General features: G+C 56.3%; 10 protein-coding genes, 1 tRNA gene and 3 rRNA genes. 4 read left to right on the top strand and 10 right to left on the bottom strand.

Annotated elements, in window-relative coordinates:
- Nucleotides 1–136: 136 nt before the first annotated feature.
- Complete coding sequence (iclR, locus tag DTA24_RS26620) at nt 137–967, top strand: glyoxylate bypass operon transcriptional repressor IclR (protein WP_004206826.1); 831 nt, start codon at nt 137–139, stop codon at nt 965–967.
- A gap of 50 nt (nt 968–1,017) precedes the next feature.
- Here iclR and aceK read toward each other — a convergent pair whose 3' ends face one another.
- The 4 genes from aceK to metA form a co-directional block, all read right to left on the bottom strand.
- On the bottom strand, nt 1,018–2,802 hold the full coding sequence (aceK, locus tag DTA24_RS26625; RefSeq protein WP_046621885.1) for a bifunctional isocitrate dehydrogenase kinase/phosphatase: 1,785 nt from the start codon (nt 2,800–2,802) through the stop codon (nt 1,018–1,020).
- 102 nt (nt 2,803–2,904) lie between these two features.
- Nucleotides 2,905–4,209, bottom strand: coding sequence for an isocitrate lyase (gene aceA / locus DTA24_RS26630; protein WP_032701149.1), 1,305 nt, complete (start codon nt 4,207–4,209; stop codon nt 2,905–2,907).
- A gap of 79 nt (nt 4,210–4,288) precedes the next feature.
- The gene (gene aceB, locus DTA24_RS26635; RefSeq protein ID WP_008807330.1) at nt 4,289–5,890 is read right to left on the bottom strand and encodes a malate synthase A; all 1,602 of its coding nucleotides are present in this window, start codon (nt 5,888–5,890) and stop codon (nt 4,289–4,291) included.
- A 260-nt stretch (nt 5,891–6,150) separates the two neighbouring features.
- Nucleotides 6,151–7,080 carry a homoserine O-acetyltransferase MetA gene (gene metA / locus DTA24_RS26640; RefSeq protein ID WP_012969171.1) on the bottom strand — a complete coding sequence of 310 codons (930 nt, stop codon included), beginning with the start codon at nt 7,078–7,080 and terminating at the stop codon, nt 6,151–6,153.
- Between the two features lie 156 nt (nt 7,081–7,236).
- Between metA and DTA24_RS26645 the strand changes: the two genes are divergently transcribed.
- On the top strand, nt 7,237–7,692 hold the full coding sequence (locus tag DTA24_RS26645) for an acetyltransferase (RefSeq protein ID WP_008807332.1): 456 nt from the start codon (nt 7,237–7,239) through the stop codon (nt 7,690–7,692).
- A gap of 380 nt (nt 7,693–8,072) precedes the next feature.
- Here DTA24_RS26645 and rrf read toward each other — a convergent pair.
- The 4 genes from rrf to DTA24_RS26665 all read right to left on the bottom strand — a co-directional run bounded on the left by rrf (nt 8,073) and on the right by DTA24_RS26665 (nt 13,175).
- Nucleotides 8,073–8,188: ribosomal RNA gene (gene rrf / locus DTA24_RS26650) — 5S ribosomal RNA — on the bottom strand.
- Nucleotides 8,189–8,379: 191 nt separating this feature from the next.
- Nucleotides 8,380–11,283: ribosomal RNA gene (locus DTA24_RS26655) — 23S ribosomal RNA — on the bottom strand.
- A 191-nt stretch (nt 11,284–11,474) separates the two neighbouring features.
- Nucleotides 11,475–11,550: transfer RNA gene (locus DTA24_RS26660), tRNA-Glu, on the bottom strand.
- Between the two features lie 85 nt (nt 11,551–11,635).
- Nucleotides 11,636–13,175: ribosomal RNA gene (locus tag DTA24_RS26665) — 16S ribosomal RNA — on the bottom strand.
- The 16S, 23S and 5S rRNA genes sit together here with 1 tRNA gene alongside, the layout of an rRNA operon.
- 627 nt (nt 13,176–13,802) lie before the next feature.
- Between DTA24_RS26665 and purH the strand changes: the two genes are divergently transcribed.
- Both purH and purD read left to right on the top strand, forming a co-directional pair.
- Nucleotides 13,803–15,392 (top strand): bifunctional phosphoribosylaminoimidazolecarboxamide formyltransferase/IMP cyclohydrolase, encoded by a 1,590-nt coding sequence (gene purH / locus DTA24_RS26670; RefSeq protein ID WP_016160095.1) that lies wholly within the window; start codon nt 13,803–13,805, stop codon nt 15,390–15,392.
- A 15-nt stretch (nt 15,393–15,407) separates the two neighbouring features.
- A complete protein-coding gene (gene purD / locus DTA24_RS26675) occupies nt 15,408–16,703 on the top strand; it encodes a phosphoribosylamine--glycine ligase (RefSeq protein ID WP_123837142.1) in 1,296 nt (431 codons plus the stop codon).
- On the opposite strand, the gene zraR is transcribed toward purD, so the two are convergent.
- Together zraR and zraS are read right to left on the bottom strand one after the other, a co-directional pair.
- On the bottom strand, nt 16,693–18,024 hold the full coding sequence (zraR, locus tag DTA24_RS26680) for a sigma-54-dependent response regulator transcription factor ZraR (protein ID WP_123837143.1): 1,332 nt from the start codon (nt 18,022–18,024) through the stop codon (nt 16,693–16,695). The two genes, purD and zraR, sit on opposite strands and share 11 nt — an antisense overlap.
- The gene (zraS, locus tag DTA24_RS26685; protein ID WP_008807988.1) at nt 18,011–19,405 is read right to left on the bottom strand and encodes a two-component system sensor histidine kinase ZraS; all 1,395 of its coding nucleotides are present in this window, start codon (nt 19,403–19,405) and stop codon (nt 18,011–18,013) included. Before zraS ends, zraR begins: the two co-directional genes overlap by 14 nt.
- Nucleotides 19,406–19,431: the final 26 nt, after the last annotated feature.

Raw genomic sequence — 19,431 nt, forward strand, 5'->3', positions numbered from 1 at the left:
ACCACCGGAGCGGAAAAGACAACAACAGGCAATATGAGACATGTTCAGCTTCACTCCTCCGATGAGTCCGGTTGTGATTGCATTATCGCCAAATAAAACGAAAATCATTTCCACGATACAGAAAAAGGAGTCCGCGATGGCCACTACCCCCGTTCCCGCGAAACGCGGCAGAAAACCCGCGGCTGCCACCGCCCAGCAGGCTGGCGGTCAGGTTCAGTCGCTGACCCGCGGCCTGAAATTGCTCGAATGGATTGCCGAGTCCCACAGCAGCGTCGCGCTAACCGAGCTGGCGCAGCAGGCGGGTCTGCCCAACTCCACCACCCACCGCCTGCTGACCACCATGCAGCAGCTGGGCTTCGTCCGCCAGGTGGGCGAGCTGGGCCACTGGGCCGTCGGGGCGCATGCCTTCGTGGTCGGCAGCAGCTTTCTGCAAAGCCGCAATCTGCTGGCGATTGTCCACCCGATCCTGCGCCAGCTGATGGAAGATTCCGGTGAAACGGTGAATCTGGCGGTGCTTGACCAGAGCGACCACCAGGCGATCATTATCGACCAGGTGCAGTGCACCCAGCTGATGCGTATGTCGGCGCCGATCGGCGGTAAGCTGCCGATGCACGCCTCCGGCGCCGGGAAGGCGTTTCTCTCGCAATTAAGCGAAGAGCAGGTCACCAGCCTGCTGCACCGTAAAGGGCTGCATGCCTATACGCATGCCACGCTGGTCTCGCCGCTGCATCTGAAGGAAGATTTAGCGCAGACCCGCAAGCGGGGCTACTCTTTCGATGACGAGGAGCACGCGCTCGGCCTGCGCTGCGTCGCCGCCTGCATTTATGATGAACATCGCGAACCGTTCGCGGCAATCTCCATCTCCGGGCCGATTTCACGCATGACCGATGACCGGGTGACCGAGCTGGGCGCGCTGGTGATCAAAGCGGCGAAGGAAGTGACGCTGGCGTATGGCGGGGTTAAATAAAAAAATGCCCCACAGGGGCATTTTAAGTAGGCCTGATAAGCGTAGCGCCATCAGGCAGATCGGCGCACCCTGCCGGATGGCGGCGTAAACGCCTTATCCGGCCTACTGTCGGCGCCATAGCGCACGCTAAAACGCTGCTTGCGCCGGTAGGCGTAAACATCTTCCACATGGCCGTTTTTAATCCGCGTCTGCAGCTCGCGCCAGTAGTCCGCGCGCAGCAGGTCGGCATGCATCTCCTCAAACAGCGGCCCAACGCGCGGGTCGGCGCACAGCCAGTGGCGGAACTCCTCCGGAAACACATCCCCCGGCGAGACGCTATACCACGGCTCGCTGGCCAGCTCATCTTCCGGATAGCGCGGCGGCGGGATCTGGCGGAAATTCACCTCTGTCATATAGCAAATTTCGTCATAGTCGTAGAACACCACCCGGCCGTGGCGGGTGACGCCGAAGTTTTTAAACAGCATATCGCCGGGAAAGATGTTGGCGGCGGCCAGCTGGCGGATAGCATTACCATACTCTTCTACCGCATCACGCAATGCCTGGCCGTTAACCTGCTCCAGCCACAGGTTGAGCGGCACCATTCGCCGTTCAATATAGAGATGACTGATGACGATGCGGTCGCCGAGATCGGTGAGTTTGTTCCCCGCTTCCGCCTGCAACAGCGCCAGCAGCGCCGGCGCGATTTGCCGTTTATCCAGCACGAAATTTTCAAACTCCTGGGTATCCGCCATCCGCCCGACGCGGTCATGCTCCTTTACCAGCTGATAGCAGGCGCGCACGTGGGCGGCGGTCACCTCTTTCTGCGGCGCGAAGCGGTCTTTGATCACCTTAAACACCCGGTCAAACCCCGGCAGGGTAAACACCAGCATCACCATCCCGCGAATGCCCGGCGCTTCAATAAACTGCTCATCGCAGCGAGTAATGTAGTGTAAATATTCGCGATAGCTTTCGGTTTTGGCGTGCTTCTGACAGCCAATCGCCATGTACAGCTCGGCCGTCGTTTTGCCCGGCAGGATCTCACGCAGCCATTCCACCAGAGCGCCGGGCAACGGCGCATAAACCATAAAATAGGAACGCGCGAAGCCAAAAACGATGCTCGCTTCGGCATGGGTGGTCAGGCAGGTGTCAACAAACAGCTCACCCTCATCGCTGCGGTGGATCGGCAGCAAAAAAGGCAGCGTCGCCATCGGCATGACCAGTTTGCCCACCAGCCAGGCGGCTTTATTCCGGTAGAACAGCTCATTGGCGACCTGCAGATGGCAGGTGGCGAGCAGTTCCTCCCCCAGCGCCTCCTGCAGACTGGCAATGATATAGCCGATATCCCGCGCTTTGTTCTGCCACGGCAGCCGCAACGGCAAATCGGACAGTACTTTGCCCAGCAGGTGCGACCAGCCGCGTTCCGGAAAGAAATCTTTCGCCAGCGGTCGCGGGAGGGTGCGAAAGGGGCGCTCGGGCTGAGAACTGAAAATAAAGAGCCGCTCGGGTGTCAGCGAGCGGTGGTCAAACAGTCGGCAGTAGACCGAATTGAAAAAGCTCTCGGCAATTTCAAAGCGAGGGTAATCCGGCAACAGTTGGGTGTACTGCTGTTTCACCCGCAGAAGAAAATCGACGTCGGTACTTTTCCCTTCGGTAATGCAGCGCAGCTGCTCTACCACCAGGCCAACGTGGTGATCGTAGAGATGGATACGCTGCTTCATCGCCTGCTGTACGGCGTGCCAGTCAGCCTGTTCAAAGCGCTGCTGCGCGCCGGAGGTCACCTCCAGGAAACGCCCGTACTGGGCGTCGAATCCCTGTAAAATGGTTTGGGCAATCAGTAGTTCCAGGCCACGCGTCATCGCTTTCCCCCATCCGGCACCACGTCATGCCGGATGGCGCGCTCGCTTATCCGGCCTGCATCCCTTCCCAGGCCCGGTCAGCGTCGCGCCGCCGGGCATGGCTCAAAACTGATCTTCTTCGGTCGAGCCGGTCAGCGCCGTCACCGATGAGGCGCCGCCCTGGATAATGGTAGTGACTTTGTCGAAGTAGCCAGTGCCCACCTCCTGCTGGTGCGAGACGAAGCTATAGCCTTCCGGCGCGGCAGCGAATTCCGGCTGCTGCACTTTCTCAACATAGTGGCGCATCCCCTCACCCTGAGCGTAGGCATGGGCGAGGTCGAACATGTTGAACCACATGCTGTGGATCCCGGCGAGGGTAATAAACTGGTATTTGTATCCCATGTCCGACAGCTGCTGCTGGAAGCTGGCGATGGTTTTATCATCGAGATTTTTCTTCCAGTTAAACGACGGTGAGCAGTTATAGGCCAGCAATTTGCCCGGGAAACGCGCATGGATAGCCTCAGCAAAGCGGCGCGCCTGCTCAAGATCCGGTTTCGACGTTTCGCACCACACCAGATCCGCGTACGGCGCATAAGCCAGCCCGCGACTGATCGCCTGCTCGATCCCGGCGTGGGTGCGGAAGAACCCTTCGCTGGTGCGATCCCCGGTAATAAACTCACGATCGTACGGATCGCAGTCAGAGGTAATTAAATCGGCCGCATCGGCATCGGTACGGGCGATCACCAGCGTCGGGACCCCCATCACGTCGGCTGCCAGACGCGCCGCCACCAGCTTCTGAATCGCCTCCTGGGTCGGGACCAGCACTTTACCGCCCATATGACCGCACTTCTTCACTGACGCCAGCTGATCTTCGAAGTGAACCGCCGCTGCACCGGCTTCAATCATCGATTTCATCAGCTCAAAGGCGTTAAGGACGCCGCCAAAACCGGCCTCCGCATCCGCCACGATCGGCAGGAAGTAGTCGATATAACGCGGATCGTTCGGTTCAATCCCGACCGACCACTGGATCTGATCGGCACGACGGAAAGTGTTGTTGATCCGATCCACCACCGCCGGTACCGAGTTGGCCGGATACAGCGATTGATCCGGATACATGCTGGACGCCAGGTTAGCATCCGCCGCCACCTGCCAGCCGGAGAGATAAATGGCTTCGATACCCGCCTTCGCCTGCTGCAAGGCCTGGCCGCCGGTCAGCGCGCCGAGACTGTTGACGTACCCTTTTTTCGCCTCACCGTGCAGCAGACGCCACATTTTCGCCGCGCCAAGCTGCGCCAGCGTGCATTCCGGATTCACCGAGCCGCGTAACTTCACCACCTCTTCCGCGCTGTACGGGCGGGTAATGCCTTCCCAGCGCGGGTTCGTCCACTCTTTATTTAATTCTTCGATTTGTTGGGTACGGGTTTTCATGTGCAGATGCTCCATATAATTTCCTGGCTCCCCAGGCGCATTGGTGAAGGACTAAATGGCGAACCACACCATCTGGCGATCAGGCCAGCAGGCGGTAGCCCGGTAATGTCAGAAAATCAATTAGCTCGTCGGAGGTGGTGATCTGCTCCATCAGTCGCGCCGCATCGTCAAAGCGGCCGTGGCTGAAACGGTGCTCTCCCAGCTCCTCCTGAATCACCATCAGCTCTTCCGCCAGCCACTGGCGGAACAGCGCCTTCGTGACCGGGGTGCCGTCGTTCAGGGTTTTCTGATGATGGATCCACTGCCAGATAGAGGTGCGCGAGATCTCGGCCGTCGCGGCGTCTTCCATCAGGCCATAAATCGGGACGCAACCGTTGCCGGAGATCCAGGCTTCGATGTACTGCACCGCCACGCGAATGTTGGCGCGCATCCCGGCTTCCGTGCGCTCGCCCTCGCAGGGGGCCAGCAGCTGTTCGGCGGTAATTGGCGCATCCGCGCTCCGGGTGACCGAGAGCTGATTCGGCTTATCGCCCAGTACGCGGTTAAACACCGCCATAGCGGTATCCGCCAGCCCCGGGTGGGCAATCCAGGTGCCATCGTGACCATTGTTCGCCTCCAGCTCTTTATCGGCGGTGACTTTGCTCAGCACCTGACGGTTACGTTCGGCATCTTTGCTCGGGATAAACGCCGCCATGCCGCCCATCGCAAACGCACCGCGTTTGTGGCAGGTCTTAATCAACAATCGTGAGTAGGCGCTGAGGAACGGTTTATCCATCGTCACCACCTGACGGTCAGGCAACACGCGGTCCGGATGGTTTTTCAGCGTTTTGATATAGCTGAAGATGTAGTCCCAACGGCCGCAGTTCAGGCCAACAATATGGTCGCGCAGCGCATGCAGGATCTCATCCATCTGGAACACCGCTGGCAGCGTCTCAATCAGCAGCGTGGCCTTGATGGTGCCGCGCGGCAGGTCAAAGCGATCTTCCGTAAAGCTAAAGACATCGTTCCACCATGCCGCCTCCTGCCAGGCCTGGGTTTTTGGCAGATAGAAGTAGGGACCGCTCCCCTTCGCCAGCAGCGCCTGGTAGTTATGAAAAAAATAGAGCGCAAAATCGAACAGACTGCCGGGGATGGCCTCATTACGCCAGGTGACGTGCTTTTCCGGCAGGTGCAGGCCGCGCACACGGCATACCAGCACAGCGGGATTGGGCTGCAGCTGGTAGATTTTGCCGGCCTCGTTGGTGTAGCTAATAGTCCCGTTCACGGCATCACGCAGGTTAATTTGGCCATCAATGACTTTACGCCAGTCAGGCGCCAGCGAATCCTCAAAGTCCGCCATAAAGACTTTGACGTTGGCATTCATCGCGTTAATGACCATTTTGCGTTCAACGGGACCGGTGATTTCAACACGGCGATCCTGCAAATCCGCCGGGATACCGCGGATGGTCCAGTTTCCATTTCTAATGGAAGCGGTTTCCGAAATAAAGTCAGGAAGTACACCTTGATCAATGGCCTGCTGCTGCTGCTGACGCGCGGCCAGTAGCTTATTACGCGCCGGCGCAAAGCGGCTCACCAGTTCCGTCAGAAATTCTACCGCCTCAGGCGTTAAGATCTGCTTCTCCTGCTCGCCATAGGGCTGACTAAAGGCCAGTTCATCGGTGATTGTCGCCTGCTGCGTCATTGTGCTGTTCCTCTTGGTTGATCCGCTGGAAGCGAGCGAGAGATCGTTGTGTAGCTTTCGCTCAGCACAATTAAGACTACTCAATTAATTTTCAAAATCAAAAACAATTTCCATTTTAATTTTAAAATAGAGTTAACATATTGATAACAATGGAATTAAAGTTATCATTGAGCATGAAGTGAATTTCGGAAATAAAAAAGGCACCCGAAGGTGCCAGAGGCAAAGTGCTGAAACGCTTTAGGATCGTTTCGTGTAGAGTATTACTCCAGTGTAGGATTCATATGGCGCAGATCGTATGGTGTAATCTGGTAGACATAATAGTTAAGCCAGTTAGCAAACAGCAGATTGCCGTGGCTCCGCCAGGTGGCGCGCGGTTTGTTCTGCGGGTCGTTTTGCGGAAAATAGTTGTAAGGAACCTCTGGATTCAAACCGGCTTCCACATCGCGGAAATATTCGCTTGCCAGGGTATTGGCATCGTACTCCGGGTGGCCGGTAACAAAGGCGATGCGCTTATCTTTGCTGGCAAACAAATACGCATCGCCCTCTTCCGTCTCCGCGAGGATCTCGAGATCGGTGTAGTCGCGGATAAGTCCCGCCGGAAAATCAGCATAGCGTGAGTGCGGGGCCAGGAAAGAGTCGTCGAAACCGCGGGTCAGTAAGGCGTGTGGATGCAGAATATGGTGTTCATAAACGCCAGAAATCTTTTCGGCGCGGGTCTGCTTCGGAATGCCGTACAGAATATTCAGCGCGGCCTGAACCGCCCAACAGACGAACAACGTGGAGGTGACGTGATCCTTCGCCCACTCCAGCACCTGTTTGATCTGTGGCCAGTAAGCAACATCGTTAAACTCAACCAGGCCTAAGGGGGCACCGGTGACAATCAGGCCATCAAAGTTCTGATCGCAGATCTCATCGAAATTGCAGTAAAAGTTATTCAGATGCTCCGTCGGCGTATTACGCGACTCACGCGCATCAATACGCAACAACTGGATGTCCACTTGCAGCGGAGAGTTCGACAGCAGACGCAGGAACTGATTTTCCGTCTCGATTTTCTTCGGCATCAGGTTGAGGATTAACACCTTCAGGGGGCGAATTTCCTGAGTCGTTGCACGTGTTGTCGTCATCACAAAGACGTTTTCATTGCGCAAGAAACTGACGGCTGGTAGCTCGTCCTGCACCCGAATTGGCATAACTGTATTACCTCATAGCATACGTATAAACGTTTAGACATCCAGATAGCTGAAGATAACCAGGAATCGGGTGAATGTCGAGTCTGCATGTTCACGGTGAGAAAATTTCACGGCGCGCGTTGAGTTAGAATATAAGAATGAAGAAAAGGAGAAAATATGGTTATTAGCATCCGCCGTTCCCGGCCAGATGAAGGGGATAAACTGATTGCGATATGGTGTCGGTCGGTCGACGCCACGCACGATTTTCTGTCAAAAGCGTATCGAAAGGAGCTGGAGGAGATGGTACGCGCATTTTTACCGGAGGCTCCGCTGTGGGTGGCGGCTAACACCCAGGACCAGCCGATCGCCTTTATGCTGCTTACCGGAGAGCATATGGATGCGCTGTTCGTCGATCCGGATGTCCGCGGCTGTGGCGTGGGGAAATTGCTGATTGAGCATGCCCTGTCGTTAACGCCAAAGCTGACGACGAATGTGAATGAGCAGAATGAACAAGCGGTCGGGTTTTATCAGAGGATGGGTTTTAACGTGACAGGGCGTTCTGAGACGGACGATCTGGGGCAACCGTATCCGTTATTGAATTTGATACATGAGCAGCAGGCTGAAGCAGACTAAGATTGACGTCGCAACTGCTGACTCTTAGACAGGGGCCTCCCCGGAGGCGGTGCTGCGCACCTTGTCCGGGCTACAGGTCGTGCAGGGCGGGTGCGAATCCGTAGCCCCGGTAAGCGCAGCGCCACCGGGGAGACATGCCGGCACGGTTGCCGGACCACTGAAACGCAAAAAGCCCATCCGGCAGGATGGGCTTTTTACTTGTTTGATGCCTGGCAGTTGATGGCGGGCGTCCTGCCCGCTACCCTCCGGCCGTTGCTGCGCAACGTTCAAATCCGCTCCCGGCGGATTTGTCCTGCTCCGGAGAGCGCTCATCGTCAAACAACAGATATAACAAAAACAAAAAGCTCAGTCTTTCGACTGGGCTTTCTGCTTTATTTGATGCCTGGCAGTTCCCTACTCTCACATGGGGAGACCCCACACTACCATCGGCGCTACGGCGTTTCACTTCTGAGTTCGGCATGGGGTCAGGTGGGACCACCGCGCTAGTGCCGCCAGGCAAATTCTTTGTGCTCGTCCTGTGTCTTTTGCGCTCATACTGCGTTGGCTGCTCTCGCGAGTGTCAGTCACATACTTATGTATGCTCCTTCCATCGCCTCGTTTGCCGCCTTGTCTCAGCGCAAAATCCTTCGGACTCTGAATCAGAGCTGAAAATCTTCTCTCAAATCGCCAAAACAGCTTCGGCGTTGTAAGGTTAAGCCTCACGGTTCATTAGTACCGGTTAGCTCAACGCATCGCTGCGCTTACACACCCGGCCTATCAACGTCGTCGTCTTCAACGTTCCTTCAGGAGACTTAAAGTCTCAGGGAGAACTCATCTCGGGGCAAGTTTCGTGCTTAGATGCTTTCAGCACTTATCTCTTCCGCATTTAGCTACCGGGCAGTGCCATTGGCATGACAACCCGAACACCAGTGATGCGTCCACTCCGGTCCTCTCGTACTAGGAGCAGCCCCCCTCAATTCTCCAGCGCCCACGGCAGATAGGGACCGAACTGTCTCACGACGTTCTAAACCCAGCTCGCGTACCACTTTAAATGGCGAACAGCCATACCCTTGGGACCTACTTCAGCCCCAGGATGTGATGAGCCGACATCGAGGTGCCAAACACCGCCGTCGATATGAACTCTTGGGCGGTATCAGCCTGTTATCCCCGGAGTACCTTTTATCCGTTGAGCGATGGCCCTTCCATTCAGAACCACCGGATCACTATGACCTGCTTTCGCACCTGCTCGCGCCGTCACGCTCGCAGTCAAGCTAGCTTATGCCATTGCACTAACCTCCTGATGTCCGACCAGGATTAGCTAACCTTCGTGCTCCTCCGTTACTCTTTGGGAGGAGACCGCCCCAGTCAAACTACCCACCAGACACTGTCCGCAACCCCGGTCAGGGGCCTACGTTAGAACATCAAACATTAAAGGGTGGTATTTCAAGGTTGGCTCCACGCAGACTGGCGTCCACGCTTCAAAGCCTCCCACCTATCCTACACATCAAGGCTCAATGTTCAGTGTCAAGCTATAGTAAAGGTTCACGGGGTCTTTCCGTCTTGCCGCGGGTACACTGCATCTTCACAGCGAGTTCAATTTCACTGAGTCTCGGGTGGAGACAGCCTGGCCATCATTACGCCATTCGTGCAGGTCGGAACTTACCCGACAAGGAATTTCGCTACCTTAGGACCGTTATAGTTACGGCCGCCGTTTACCGGGGCTTCGATCAAGAGCTTCTCCTTACGGATAACCCCATCAATTAACCTTCCGGCACCGGGCAGGCGTCACACCGTATACGTCCACTTTCGTGTTTGCACAGTGCTGTGTTTTTAATAAACAGTTGCAGCCAGCTGGTATCTTCGACTGGTCTCAGCTCCGTCCGCAGGGACTTCACCTACACACCAGCGTGCCTTCTCCCGAAGTTACGGCACCATTTTGCCTAGTTCCTTCACCCGAGTTCTCTCAAGCGCCTTGGTATTCTCTACCTGACCACCTGTGTCGGTTTGGGGTACGATTTAATGTTACCTGATGCTTAGAGGCTTTTCCTGGAAGCAGGGCATTTGTTACTTCAGCACCGTAGTGCCTCGTCATCACACCTCAGCGTTAAAAGGTACCGGATTTACCTGGAACCTCCGCCTACATGCTTAAACCGGGACAACCGTCGCCCGGCTAACATAGCCTTCTCCGTCCCCCCTTCGCAGTAACACCAAGTACAGGAATATTAACCTGTTTCCCATCGACTACGCCTTTCGGCCTCGCCTTAGGGGTCGACTCACCCTGCCCCGATTAACGTTGGACAGGAACCCTTGGTCTTCCGGCGAGCGGGCTTTTCACCCGCTTTATCGTTACTTATGTCAGCATTCGCACTTCTGATACCTCCAGCAACCCTCACAGGCCACCTTCGCAGGCTTACAGAACGCTCCCCTACCCAACAACACATAGTGTCGCTGCCGCAGCTTCGGTGCATGGTTTAGCCCCGTTACATCTTCCGCGCAGGCCGACTCGACCAGTGAGCTATTACGCTTTCTTTAAATGATGGCTGCTTCTAAGCCAACATCCTGGCTGTCTGTGCCTTCCCACATCGTTTCCCACTTAACCATGACTTTGGGACCTTAGCTGGCGGTCTGGGTTGTTTCCCTCTTCACGACGGACGTTAGCACCCGCCGTGTGTCTCCCGTGATAACATTCTTCGGTATTCGTAGTTTGCATCGGGTTGGTAAGTCGGGATGACCCCCTAGCCGAAACAGTGCTCTACCCCCGAAGATGAGTTCACGAGGCGCTACCTAAATAGCTTTCGGGGAGAACCAGCTATCTCCCGGTTTGATTGGCCTTTCACCCCCAGCCACAAGTCATCCGCTAATTTTTCAACATTAGTCGGTTCGGTCCTCCAGTTAGTGTTACCCAACCTTCAACCTGCCCATGGCTAGATCACCGGGTTTCGGGTCTATACCCTGCAACTTAACGCCCAGTTAAGACTCGGTTTCCCTGCGGCTCCCCTATACGGTTAACCTTGCTACAGAATATAAGTCGCTGACCCATTATACAAAAGGTACGCAGTCACACCCGAAGGTGCTCCCACTGCTTGTACGTACACGGTTTCAGGTTCTTTTTCACTCCCCTCGCCGGGGTTCTTTTCGCCTTTCCCTCACGGTACTGGTTCACTATCGGTCAGTCAGGAGTATTTAGCCTTGGAGGATGGTCCCCCCATATTCAGACAGGATACCACGTGTCCCGCCCTACTCTTCGAGTTCACAACCTGTGCATTTTGGTGTACGGGACTATCACCCTGTACCGTCGGACTTTCCAGACCGTTCCACTAACACACAAGCTGATTCAGACTCTGGGCTGCTCCCCGTTCGCTCGCCGCTACTGGGGGAATCTCGGTTGATTTCTTTTCCTCGGGGTACTTAGATGTTTCAGTTCCCCCGGTTCGCCTCGTTAACCTATGTATTCAGTTAACGATAGTGTGACGAATCACACTGGGTTTCCCCATTCGGACATCGCCGGTTATAACGGTTCATATCACCTTACCGACGCTTTTCGCAGATTAGCACGTCCTTCATCGCCTCTGACTGCCAGGGCATCCACCGTGTACGCTTAGTCGCTTAACCTCACAACCCGAAGATGTTTCGTAAAACACCATCGTGTCGCGAAAATTTGAGAGACTCGAACACACCATTAAATATGTGTCGTTTCAATTTTCAGCTTGATCCAGATTTTTAAAGAGCAAATATCTCAAACATCACCCGAAGATGAGTTTTGAGATACATCGGCACGCGTCTTTCACTCACGAACCAGCAAGTGGCGTCCCCTAGGGGATTCGAACCCCTGTTACCGCCGTGAAAGGGCGGTGTCCTGGGCCTCTAGACGAAGGGGACACTGAAGTCTCAATCGCAAGACGCCTTGCTTCTTTACTTTCATCAGACAATCTGTGTGAGCACTACAAAGGCAGGTTCTTTAAGGTAAGGAGGTGATCCAACCGCAGGTTCCCCTACGGTTACCTTGTTACGACTTCACCCCAGTCATGAATCACAAAGTGGTAAGCGCCCTCCCGAAGGTTAAGCTACCTACTTCTTTTGCAACCCACTCCCATGGTGTGACGGGCGGTGTGTACAAGGCCCGGGAACGTATTCACCGTAGCATTCTGATCTACGATTACTAGCGATTCCGACTTCATGGAGTCGAGTTGCAGACTCCAATCCGGACTACGACATACTTTATGAGGTCCGCTTGCTCTCGCGAGGTCGCTTCTCTTTGTATATGCCATTGTAGCACGTGTGTAGCCCTGGTCGTAAGGGCCATGATGACTTGACGTCATCCCCACCTTCCTCCAGTTTATCACTGGCAGTCTCCTTTGAGTTCCCGGCCTAACCGCTGGCAACAAAGGATAAGGGTTGCGCTCGTTGCGGGACTTAACCCAACATTTCACAACACGAGCTGACGACAGCCATGCAGCACCTGTCTCACAGTTCCCGAAGGCACCAATCCATCTCTGGAAAGTTCTGTGGATGTCAAGACCAGGTAAGGTTCTTCGCGTTGCATCGAATTAAACCACATGCTCCACCGCTTGTGCGGGCCCCCGTCAATTCATTTGAGTTTTAACCTTGCGGCCGTACTCCCCAGGCGGTCGATTTAACGCGTTAGCTCCGGAAGCCACGCCTCAAGGGCACAACCTCCAAATCGACATCGTTTACAGCGTGGACTACCAGGGTATCTAATCCTGTTTGCTCCCCACGCTTTCGCACCTGAGCGTCAGTCTTTGTCCAGGGGGCCGCCTTCGCCACCGGTATTCCTCCAGATCTCTACGCATTTCACCGCTACACCTGGAATTCTACCCCCCTCTACAAGACTCTAGCCTGCCAGTTTCGAATGCAGTTCCCAGGTTGAGCCCGGGGATTTCACATCCGACTTGACAGACCGCCTGCGTGCGCTTTACGCCCAGTAATTCCGATTAACGCTTGCACCCTCCGTATTACCGCGGCTGCTGGCACGGAGTTAGCCGGTGCTTCTTCTGCGGGTAACGTCAATCGGTGAGGTTATTAACCTCACCGCCTTCCTCCCCGCTGAAAGTGCTTTACAACCCGAAGGCCTTCTTCACACACGCGGCATGGCTGCATCAGGCTTGCGCCCATTGTGCAATATTCCCCACTGCTGCCTCCCGTAGGAGTCTGGACCGTGTCTCAGTTCCAGTGTGGCTGGTCATCCTCTCAGACCAGCTAGGGATCGTCGCCTAGGTGAGCCGTTACCCCACCTACCAGCTAATCCCATCTGGGCACATCTGATGGCATGAGGCCCGAAGGTCCCCCACTTTGGTCTTGCGACGTTATGCGGTATTAGCTACCGTTTCCAGTAGTTATCCCCCTCCATCAGGCAGTTTCCCAGACATTACTCACCCGTCCGCCGCTCGTCACCCGAGAGCAAGCTCTCTGTGCTACCGCTCGACTTGCATGTGTTAGGCCTGCCGCCAGCGTTCAATCTGAGCCATGATCAAACTCTTCAATTTAAGTTTGATGCTCGTGAATTAAACTTCGTAATGAATTACGTATGTTCACTCAGAGACTTGGTATTCATTTTTCGTCCGAGGACGTTAAGAATCCATGTCACTTTGAGTGCCCACACAGATTGTCTGATAAATTGTTAAAGAGCAGTTGCGACGCGCTTTAGCGCTCTGTCGCGAGGTGGCGTATATTACGCTTTCCTCTTTCAGAGTCAACCCTGAATTTCAGGATTTTTCTCTTCAACCGAACCGGCTGTTTGTGTGAAGTGATTCACATCCGCCGTGTCGATGGAGGCGCATTATAGGGAGTTCTCGAGCGCCTGCAATAGAAAAATGGCAGAAAAATGACTGACTGCTGCATTCCCCAGCAAAACCCCGCTTTATACCCTTTTACACACAGAATTATCCACAGAAGCGCGATGAAAGGGCGACAAAAGCCCGGTGGGTCAGCTTCTATATAAAGAAGAAACGGTGGCTGAAAGAGAAAGATAAAAATTCGCGAGCGTTGCGCAAACGTTTTCGTTACAATGCCGCGCTATGACACGGATGCCCGGTTGGGTGCGTTAGGTGAGTTTTTAGGCAAAAACTCACCTAACGCTCTCTGTAATGTTCAAATCCTGGGGATTTAATACCATGCAACAACGTCGTCCAGTCCGCCGCGCTCTGCTCAGTGTTTCTGACAAGGCCGGTATCGTCGAATTCGCGCAGGCGCTTTCCGCTCGTGGTGTCGAGCTGCTGTCCACCGGCGGCACCGCCCGCCTGCTGGCAGATAAAGGCCTGCCGGTTACCGAAGTCTCTGACTACACCGGTTTCCCGGAAATGATGGATGGACGCGTGAAGACCCTGCATCCGAAAGTACACGGCGGCATCCTCGGTCGTCGCGGTCAGGATGACGGTATCATGCAGCAGCACGGTATTGCGCCTATCGATATGGTGGTCGTTAACCTTTACCCATTTGCCCAGACCGTCGCTCGTGAAGGATGCTCGCTGGAAGACGCGGTGGAAAACATTGATATCGGCGGCCCGACTATGGTGCGCTCCGCAGCGAAGAACCATAAAGACGTCGCTATCGTAGTGAAGAGCAGCGACTATGACGCCATCATTAATGAGATGGACGCCAACGAAGGCTCCCTGACGCTGAACACCCGCTTCGATCTCGCCATTAAAGCCTTCGAACACACCGCAGCTTACGACAGCATGATCGCTAACTACTTCGGCAGCATGGTTCCGGCCTATCACGGCGAAAGCAAAGAAGCCGCTGGCCGCTTCCCGCGCACCCTGAATCTGAACTTCATTAAGAAGCAGGATATGCGCTACGGCGAAAACAGCCACCAGCAGGCTGCCTTCTATATAGAAGAGAATGTCAAAGAAGCTTCCGTGGCAACCGCTACCCAGCTGCAGGGTAAAGCGCTCTCCTATAACAACATTGCCGATACCGATGCGGCGCTGGAGTGCGTGAAAGAGTTCAATGAGCCAGCCTGCGTGATCGTCAAGCACGCTAACCCATGCGGCGTTGCCGTCAGCGACTCGATTCTCGACGCCTACGATCGCGCATACAAAACCGACCCAACCTCCGCGTTCGGCGGCATCATCGCCTTTAACCGCGAGCTGGATGCAGAAACCGCGCAGGCGATCATCTCTCGCCAGTTCGTCGAAGTGATCATCGCGCCGTCCGCCAGCGAAGAAGCGCTGAAGATCACCGCCGCGAAACAGAACGTCCGCGTACTGGTCTGTGGCCAGTGGGATACTCGCGTTGCCGGCCTCGATTTCAAACGTGTCAATGGCGGCCTGCTGGTTCAGGACCGCGATCTCGGCATGGTCACTGCGGGCGAACTGCGCGTGGTCAGCAAACGTCAGCCGAGCGAGCAGGAACTGCGCGATGCGCTGTTCTGCTGGAAAGTGGCGAAATTCGTTAAATCCAACGCCATCGTCTATGCCAAAGACAACATGACCATCGGCATAGGCGCCGGTCAGATGAGCCGCGTCTACTCAGCGAAAATTGCCGGGATTAAAGCCGGTGACGAAGGTCTGGAAGTGAAAGGCTCCGCCATGGCCTCTGACGCCTTCTTCCCGTTCCGCGACGGCATTGATGCCGCAGCCGCAGTAGGCATCACCTGTGTGATCCAGCCGGGCGGCTCTATCCGCGACGACGAAGTGATTGCTGCCGCGGACGAACATGGTATCGCCATGATCTTCACCGACATGCGCCACTTCCGCCATTAATTCACGGAGCTACAGATGAAAGTATTAGTAATCGGCAACGGCGGGCGTGAGCACGCGCTGGCCTGGAAAGCGGCCCAGTCGCCGCTGGTTGATACCGTCTACGTCGCGCCGGGCAACGCAGGTACTGCGCTGGAGCCGTCGCTGCAAAACGTCGCCATCGGCGTTACCGATATTCCGTCGCTGCTTCGCTTCGCGCAGGATGAGAACATCGATCTGACCATCGTAGGCCCGGAAGCGCCGCTGGTCATTGGCGTAGTGGACGCATTCCGTGCCGCAGGGCTGACCATCTTCGGGCCAACCGAAGGCGCCGCGCAGCTGGAAGGCTCAAAAGCCTTCACCAAAGATTTCCTCGCTCGTCATCATATCCCGACGGCGGAATACCAGAACTTCACCGAGGTCGAGCCTGCGCTGGCTTATCTGCGGGAGAAAGGCGCGCCGATCGTCATCAAAGCCGACGGTCTGGCAGCGGGTAAAGGCGTTATCGTGGCGATGACCCTTGAGGAAGCTGAGGCGGCGGTCAAAGATATGCTGGCCGGCAACGCCTTTGGCGATGCTGGCCACCGCATCGTGATTGAAGAGTTCCTCGATGGCGAAGAAGCCAGCTTTATTGTCATGGTCGACGGCGAGCACGTCCTGCCGATGGCCACCAGCCAGGATCACAAGCGCGTCGGCAACGGCGATACCGGCCCGAACACCGGTGGGATGGGCGCTTATTCTCCGGCGCCGGTCGTGACTGATGAAGTCCATCAGCGCACCATGGAGCGGATTATCTGGCCCACCGTGAAAGGCATGGCCGCTGAAGGCAATACCTATACCGGTTTTCTGTATGCCGGTCTGATGATCGACAAACAGGGTAACCCGAAGGTAATTGAGTTCAACTGCCGCTTTGGCGATCCGGAAACCCAGCCGATCATGCTGCGCATGAAGTCCGACCTGGTAGATCTGTGCCTCGCCGCCTGCGCGGGCAAACTGGACGAGAAAACCTCCGAGTGGGATGACCGCGCGTCGCTGGGTGTGGTGGTTGCCGCCGGCGGCTATCCGGGCAATTACAACACGGGTGATGAGATCTTCGGCCTGCCGCAGCAGGAAGCGGCAGATGGTAAAGTCTTCCATGCCGGCACCAAACTGGCAGACGACCAGCGCGTCGTCACCAACGGCGGGCGCGTGCTGTGCGTGACCGCGCTGGGTGAAACCGTGGCGCAGGCGCAGCAGCGCGCCTATCAACTGCTGACCGATATTCGCTGGGACGGCAGCTTTAGCCGTAACGATATCGGCTGGCGCGCCATCGAACGTGAAAAAGCTAACGGCTAAGTTTTGCCAGCAGCGTTTTCCGCGTAATGCCTAACTGACGGGCGGCTTCAGTTTTGTTGCCGCCCGTTTTTTCCAGCGCCGCCAGAATCACCTCTTTTTCAACTTCCACTAACGGCTGAATCAGCGCGTTCTCGCTACCACCCGACGGCAACGGCGTGCCCGCTATCGCCAGCGGCAGTTCTCGTTCGGAGATATAGTTTCCGGTCAGCAGCACCACCGCCCGCTCCACCGCGTTTTCCAGTTCACGGATATTACCCGGCCAGGGGTAGTGGATCAGCAGATCCATCGCCTGCGGCGTAAACCCCTGCACCGTTTTGCGATTGCGTTCGGCATAGCGCTTAAGAAAGTGTTGCGCCAGTAGAGGAATGTCTTCCCGGCGCTGACGCAGCGGCGGCATATCAATGGTCACGACGTTCAGGCGATAATAGAGATCCTGGCGAAAGCGCCCGGCGCTCACCTCCTCCGCCAGATTACGATGGGTAGCGGCAATCAGCCGCACATCAACGGCAAGCGTCTGGTTACTGCCAACGCGCTGCACCTCGCGTTCCTGAATCGCCCGCAGCAGACGCACCTGCATCAGCGGTGAGATATCACCAATTTCATCAAGGAACAGCGTGCCGCCATCCGCCTCGACAAAACGCCCTTCCCGCCGCCGATCCGCCCCGGTAAACGCCCCTTTTTCATGACCGAACAGCTCGGACTCCAGCAGCGACTCATTCAGCGCCGCGCAGTTTAGCGTCACCAGCGGCTTCTCGCGGCGTTCGCTGCAGGCGTGAATGGCGCGCGCCACCAGTTCTTTACCGGTTCCCGATTCGCCGCAGATCAGCACCGTCGCATCCGAGGGCGCCACCAGCGTAATATTGTTGATAAGCGCCTGCATCGCCGGGCTTTCGCCAATCATGCCCCACCGTGAATCCGTCGCAACGCTGGGATCGATCTTGCTCTGTTGCGTGTGTGCCAGCGCCTGAACCAGCGTCTGCTGCAGGGTGTCAAAATCCAGCGGTTTGACCAGATAATCCAGCGCCCCGGACTTAATGGCCTCCACCGCCGTACCGACGCTGGAAAACGCCGTCATGATCAGCACCGGTATCGCCGGGTTATAGGCTTTTATCTCTTTTAACGTCGCGATACCGTCCATCTCCGCCATACGGATATCGCACAGCACCAGGTCGAAGACCTGGTGCTGGATCTGCTCCAGCGCCTGCAGGCCGTTGTGAGCTAACGCCACCTGATAGCCCCAGCCGCGCAGCAGCGCCTGCAGAATTGTGCAGTGGCTGACGTCATCATCGACAACCAGAATCTGTACTTTACCGCTGCTCATCTTCCCTCCGTTGAGCCTCCACCGGTAGCCAAAGCGTAAATATCGCTCCGGCCCCCGGCTGGCTTTCGGCGCGGATTGTCCCGCCATGTTGTTCGATAATATTCTGTACCACCGCCAGCCCCAGCCCCGTGCCGTCCGCCTTGGTGGTGAAATACGGTGTGAAGATGGCCTGCAGCTCTTCATCGCTCATCCCCTTACCGCTATCCGTGACGACGATTTTCACCCGCTGACGATCGGCTTCGCTTGCCGATACGTGAATGACGCCATCACGGCCAATCGCCTGCATCGCGTTCAGGTACAGGTTCAACAGCACCTGGTTCAGGCGGTCAGCATCGGCGTTGATCGTGGTTAACTCAGGGCGCGGAGTAAATTGCAGTGCGATCCCGCGACTCTGCGCATCCTGGCTTACCAGCTGCAATGAGTGCCGGATAAGCGCGTTGATATCCACCGGCTGGTAATTTAAATGCGCGGGCCGGACCAGCTCCAGCAGCTCGCTGACCACCCGGTTCAGGCGGTCGGCTTCTTTCGCCATCACCTGGGCTAATTGCTGCGCTTCGCCGCCTGGGGGAGTGCGTTCGGCAAAATACTTCGCCAGCCCTTTAATCGAAGAGAGCGGATTGCGGATCTCATGCGCGACACCCGCCGCCAGATGGCCAAGCGCCACCAGCTTTTCTTTGCGGGCCATCGCCTCCAGCAGTTGCTGGCGTGAGCGACGATAGCGGCGGAACCAGAACTGAGCGAGGATCGTCGCCGCGATGACCAGCGCCGCGGCACCCAGCATGATCATCATGTTGCGCTGGCCGCGGGCCTGCGCCGCATCCAGCTCGCGGCTATCAAAGGCGATAAAAATCACCTGCGGGACAGTGGGCTGAGCCAGCGCGCTGTTGCCGCGATTCATCATCCCCATATGATGGCCGCGAGCAGGATTGAGCGGGCGGAACTGGCGATAGATCTCCAGCGCCGGCTGCGGTTCGCTAAGCCGGCGCCAGCGGGCCTGTTCGCTCACGTGGAGTTCGCGCATCTGCGCCGGACTGTACAGCGCGTTATCCACCTGTTGCGGATCGCTATGGGCGATGATTTTACCGTTTTCATCGGTCACCGCGAACCACAGCACTCCGGGCTGCCAGGCCATCTCTTCCAGCAGGGCCTGCAGCTGCGCATGATGCATACGCATCCCCATCCCGACGCGCGTGCCAGACTCCAGCGCGCGGATCAGCACGCTCCCCTTCTCCTCAATGGTTTGTCGGGCGGCGGTCGTCTCACGACCGTAGTCGCGGACGATCATTACGGAGAACAGCATGACCAACAGCACCATTGCGCCGGTCAGCAGCCAGCTCAGGGCGTCCGCAGCGGCGTGCCGGGAGAAAGGTTTGATCTTCATCGGTGAGTCCTTGTCATATCCTTTTC

Source organism: Klebsiella sp. P1CD1, from assembly GCF_003790505.1.
GTDB classification, from domain to species: Bacteria; Pseudomonadota; Gammaproteobacteria; order Enterobacterales; family Enterobacteriaceae; genus Klebsiella; species Klebsiella variicola.

Excerpts from the sequence above, each read along its gene's own strand:
- DTA24_RS26645 (WP_008807332.1), top strand. The coding sequence starts at position 7,237 with ATGGTTATTAGCATCCGCCGTTCCCGGCCAGATGAAGGGGATAAACTG.
- iclR (WP_004206826.1), top strand. The coding sequence starts at position 137 with ATGGCCACTACCCCCGTTCCCGCGAAACGCGGCAGAAAACCCGCGGCT.
- purH (WP_016160095.1), top strand. The coding sequence starts at position 13,803 with ATGCAACAACGTCGTCCAGTCCGCCGCGCTCTGCTCAGTGTTTCTGAC.
- zraR (WP_123837143.1), bottom strand. The coding sequence starts at position 18,024 with ATGAGCAGCGGTAAAGTACAGATTCTGGTTGTCGATGATGACGTCAGC.
- purD (WP_123837142.1), top strand. The coding sequence starts at position 15,408 with ATGAAAGTATTAGTAATCGGCAACGGCGGGCGTGAGCACGCGCTGGCC.
- zraS (WP_008807988.1), bottom strand. The coding sequence starts at position 19,405 with ATGAAGATCAAACCTTTCTCCCGGCACGCCGCTGCGGACGCCCTGAGC.
- aceB (WP_008807330.1), bottom strand. The coding sequence starts at position 5,890 with ATGACGCAGCAGGCGACAATCACCGATGAACTGGCCTTTAGTCAGCCC.
- aceA (WP_032701149.1), bottom strand. The coding sequence starts at position 4,209 with ATGAAAACCCGTACCCAACAAATCGAAGAATTAAATAAAGAGTGGACG.
- aceK (WP_046621885.1), bottom strand. The coding sequence starts at position 2,802 with ATGACGCGTGGCCTGGAACTACTGATTGCCCAAACCATTTTACAGGGA.
- metA (WP_012969171.1), bottom strand. The coding sequence starts at position 7,080 with ATGCCAATTCGGGTGCAGGACGAGCTACCAGCCGTCAGTTTCTTGCGC.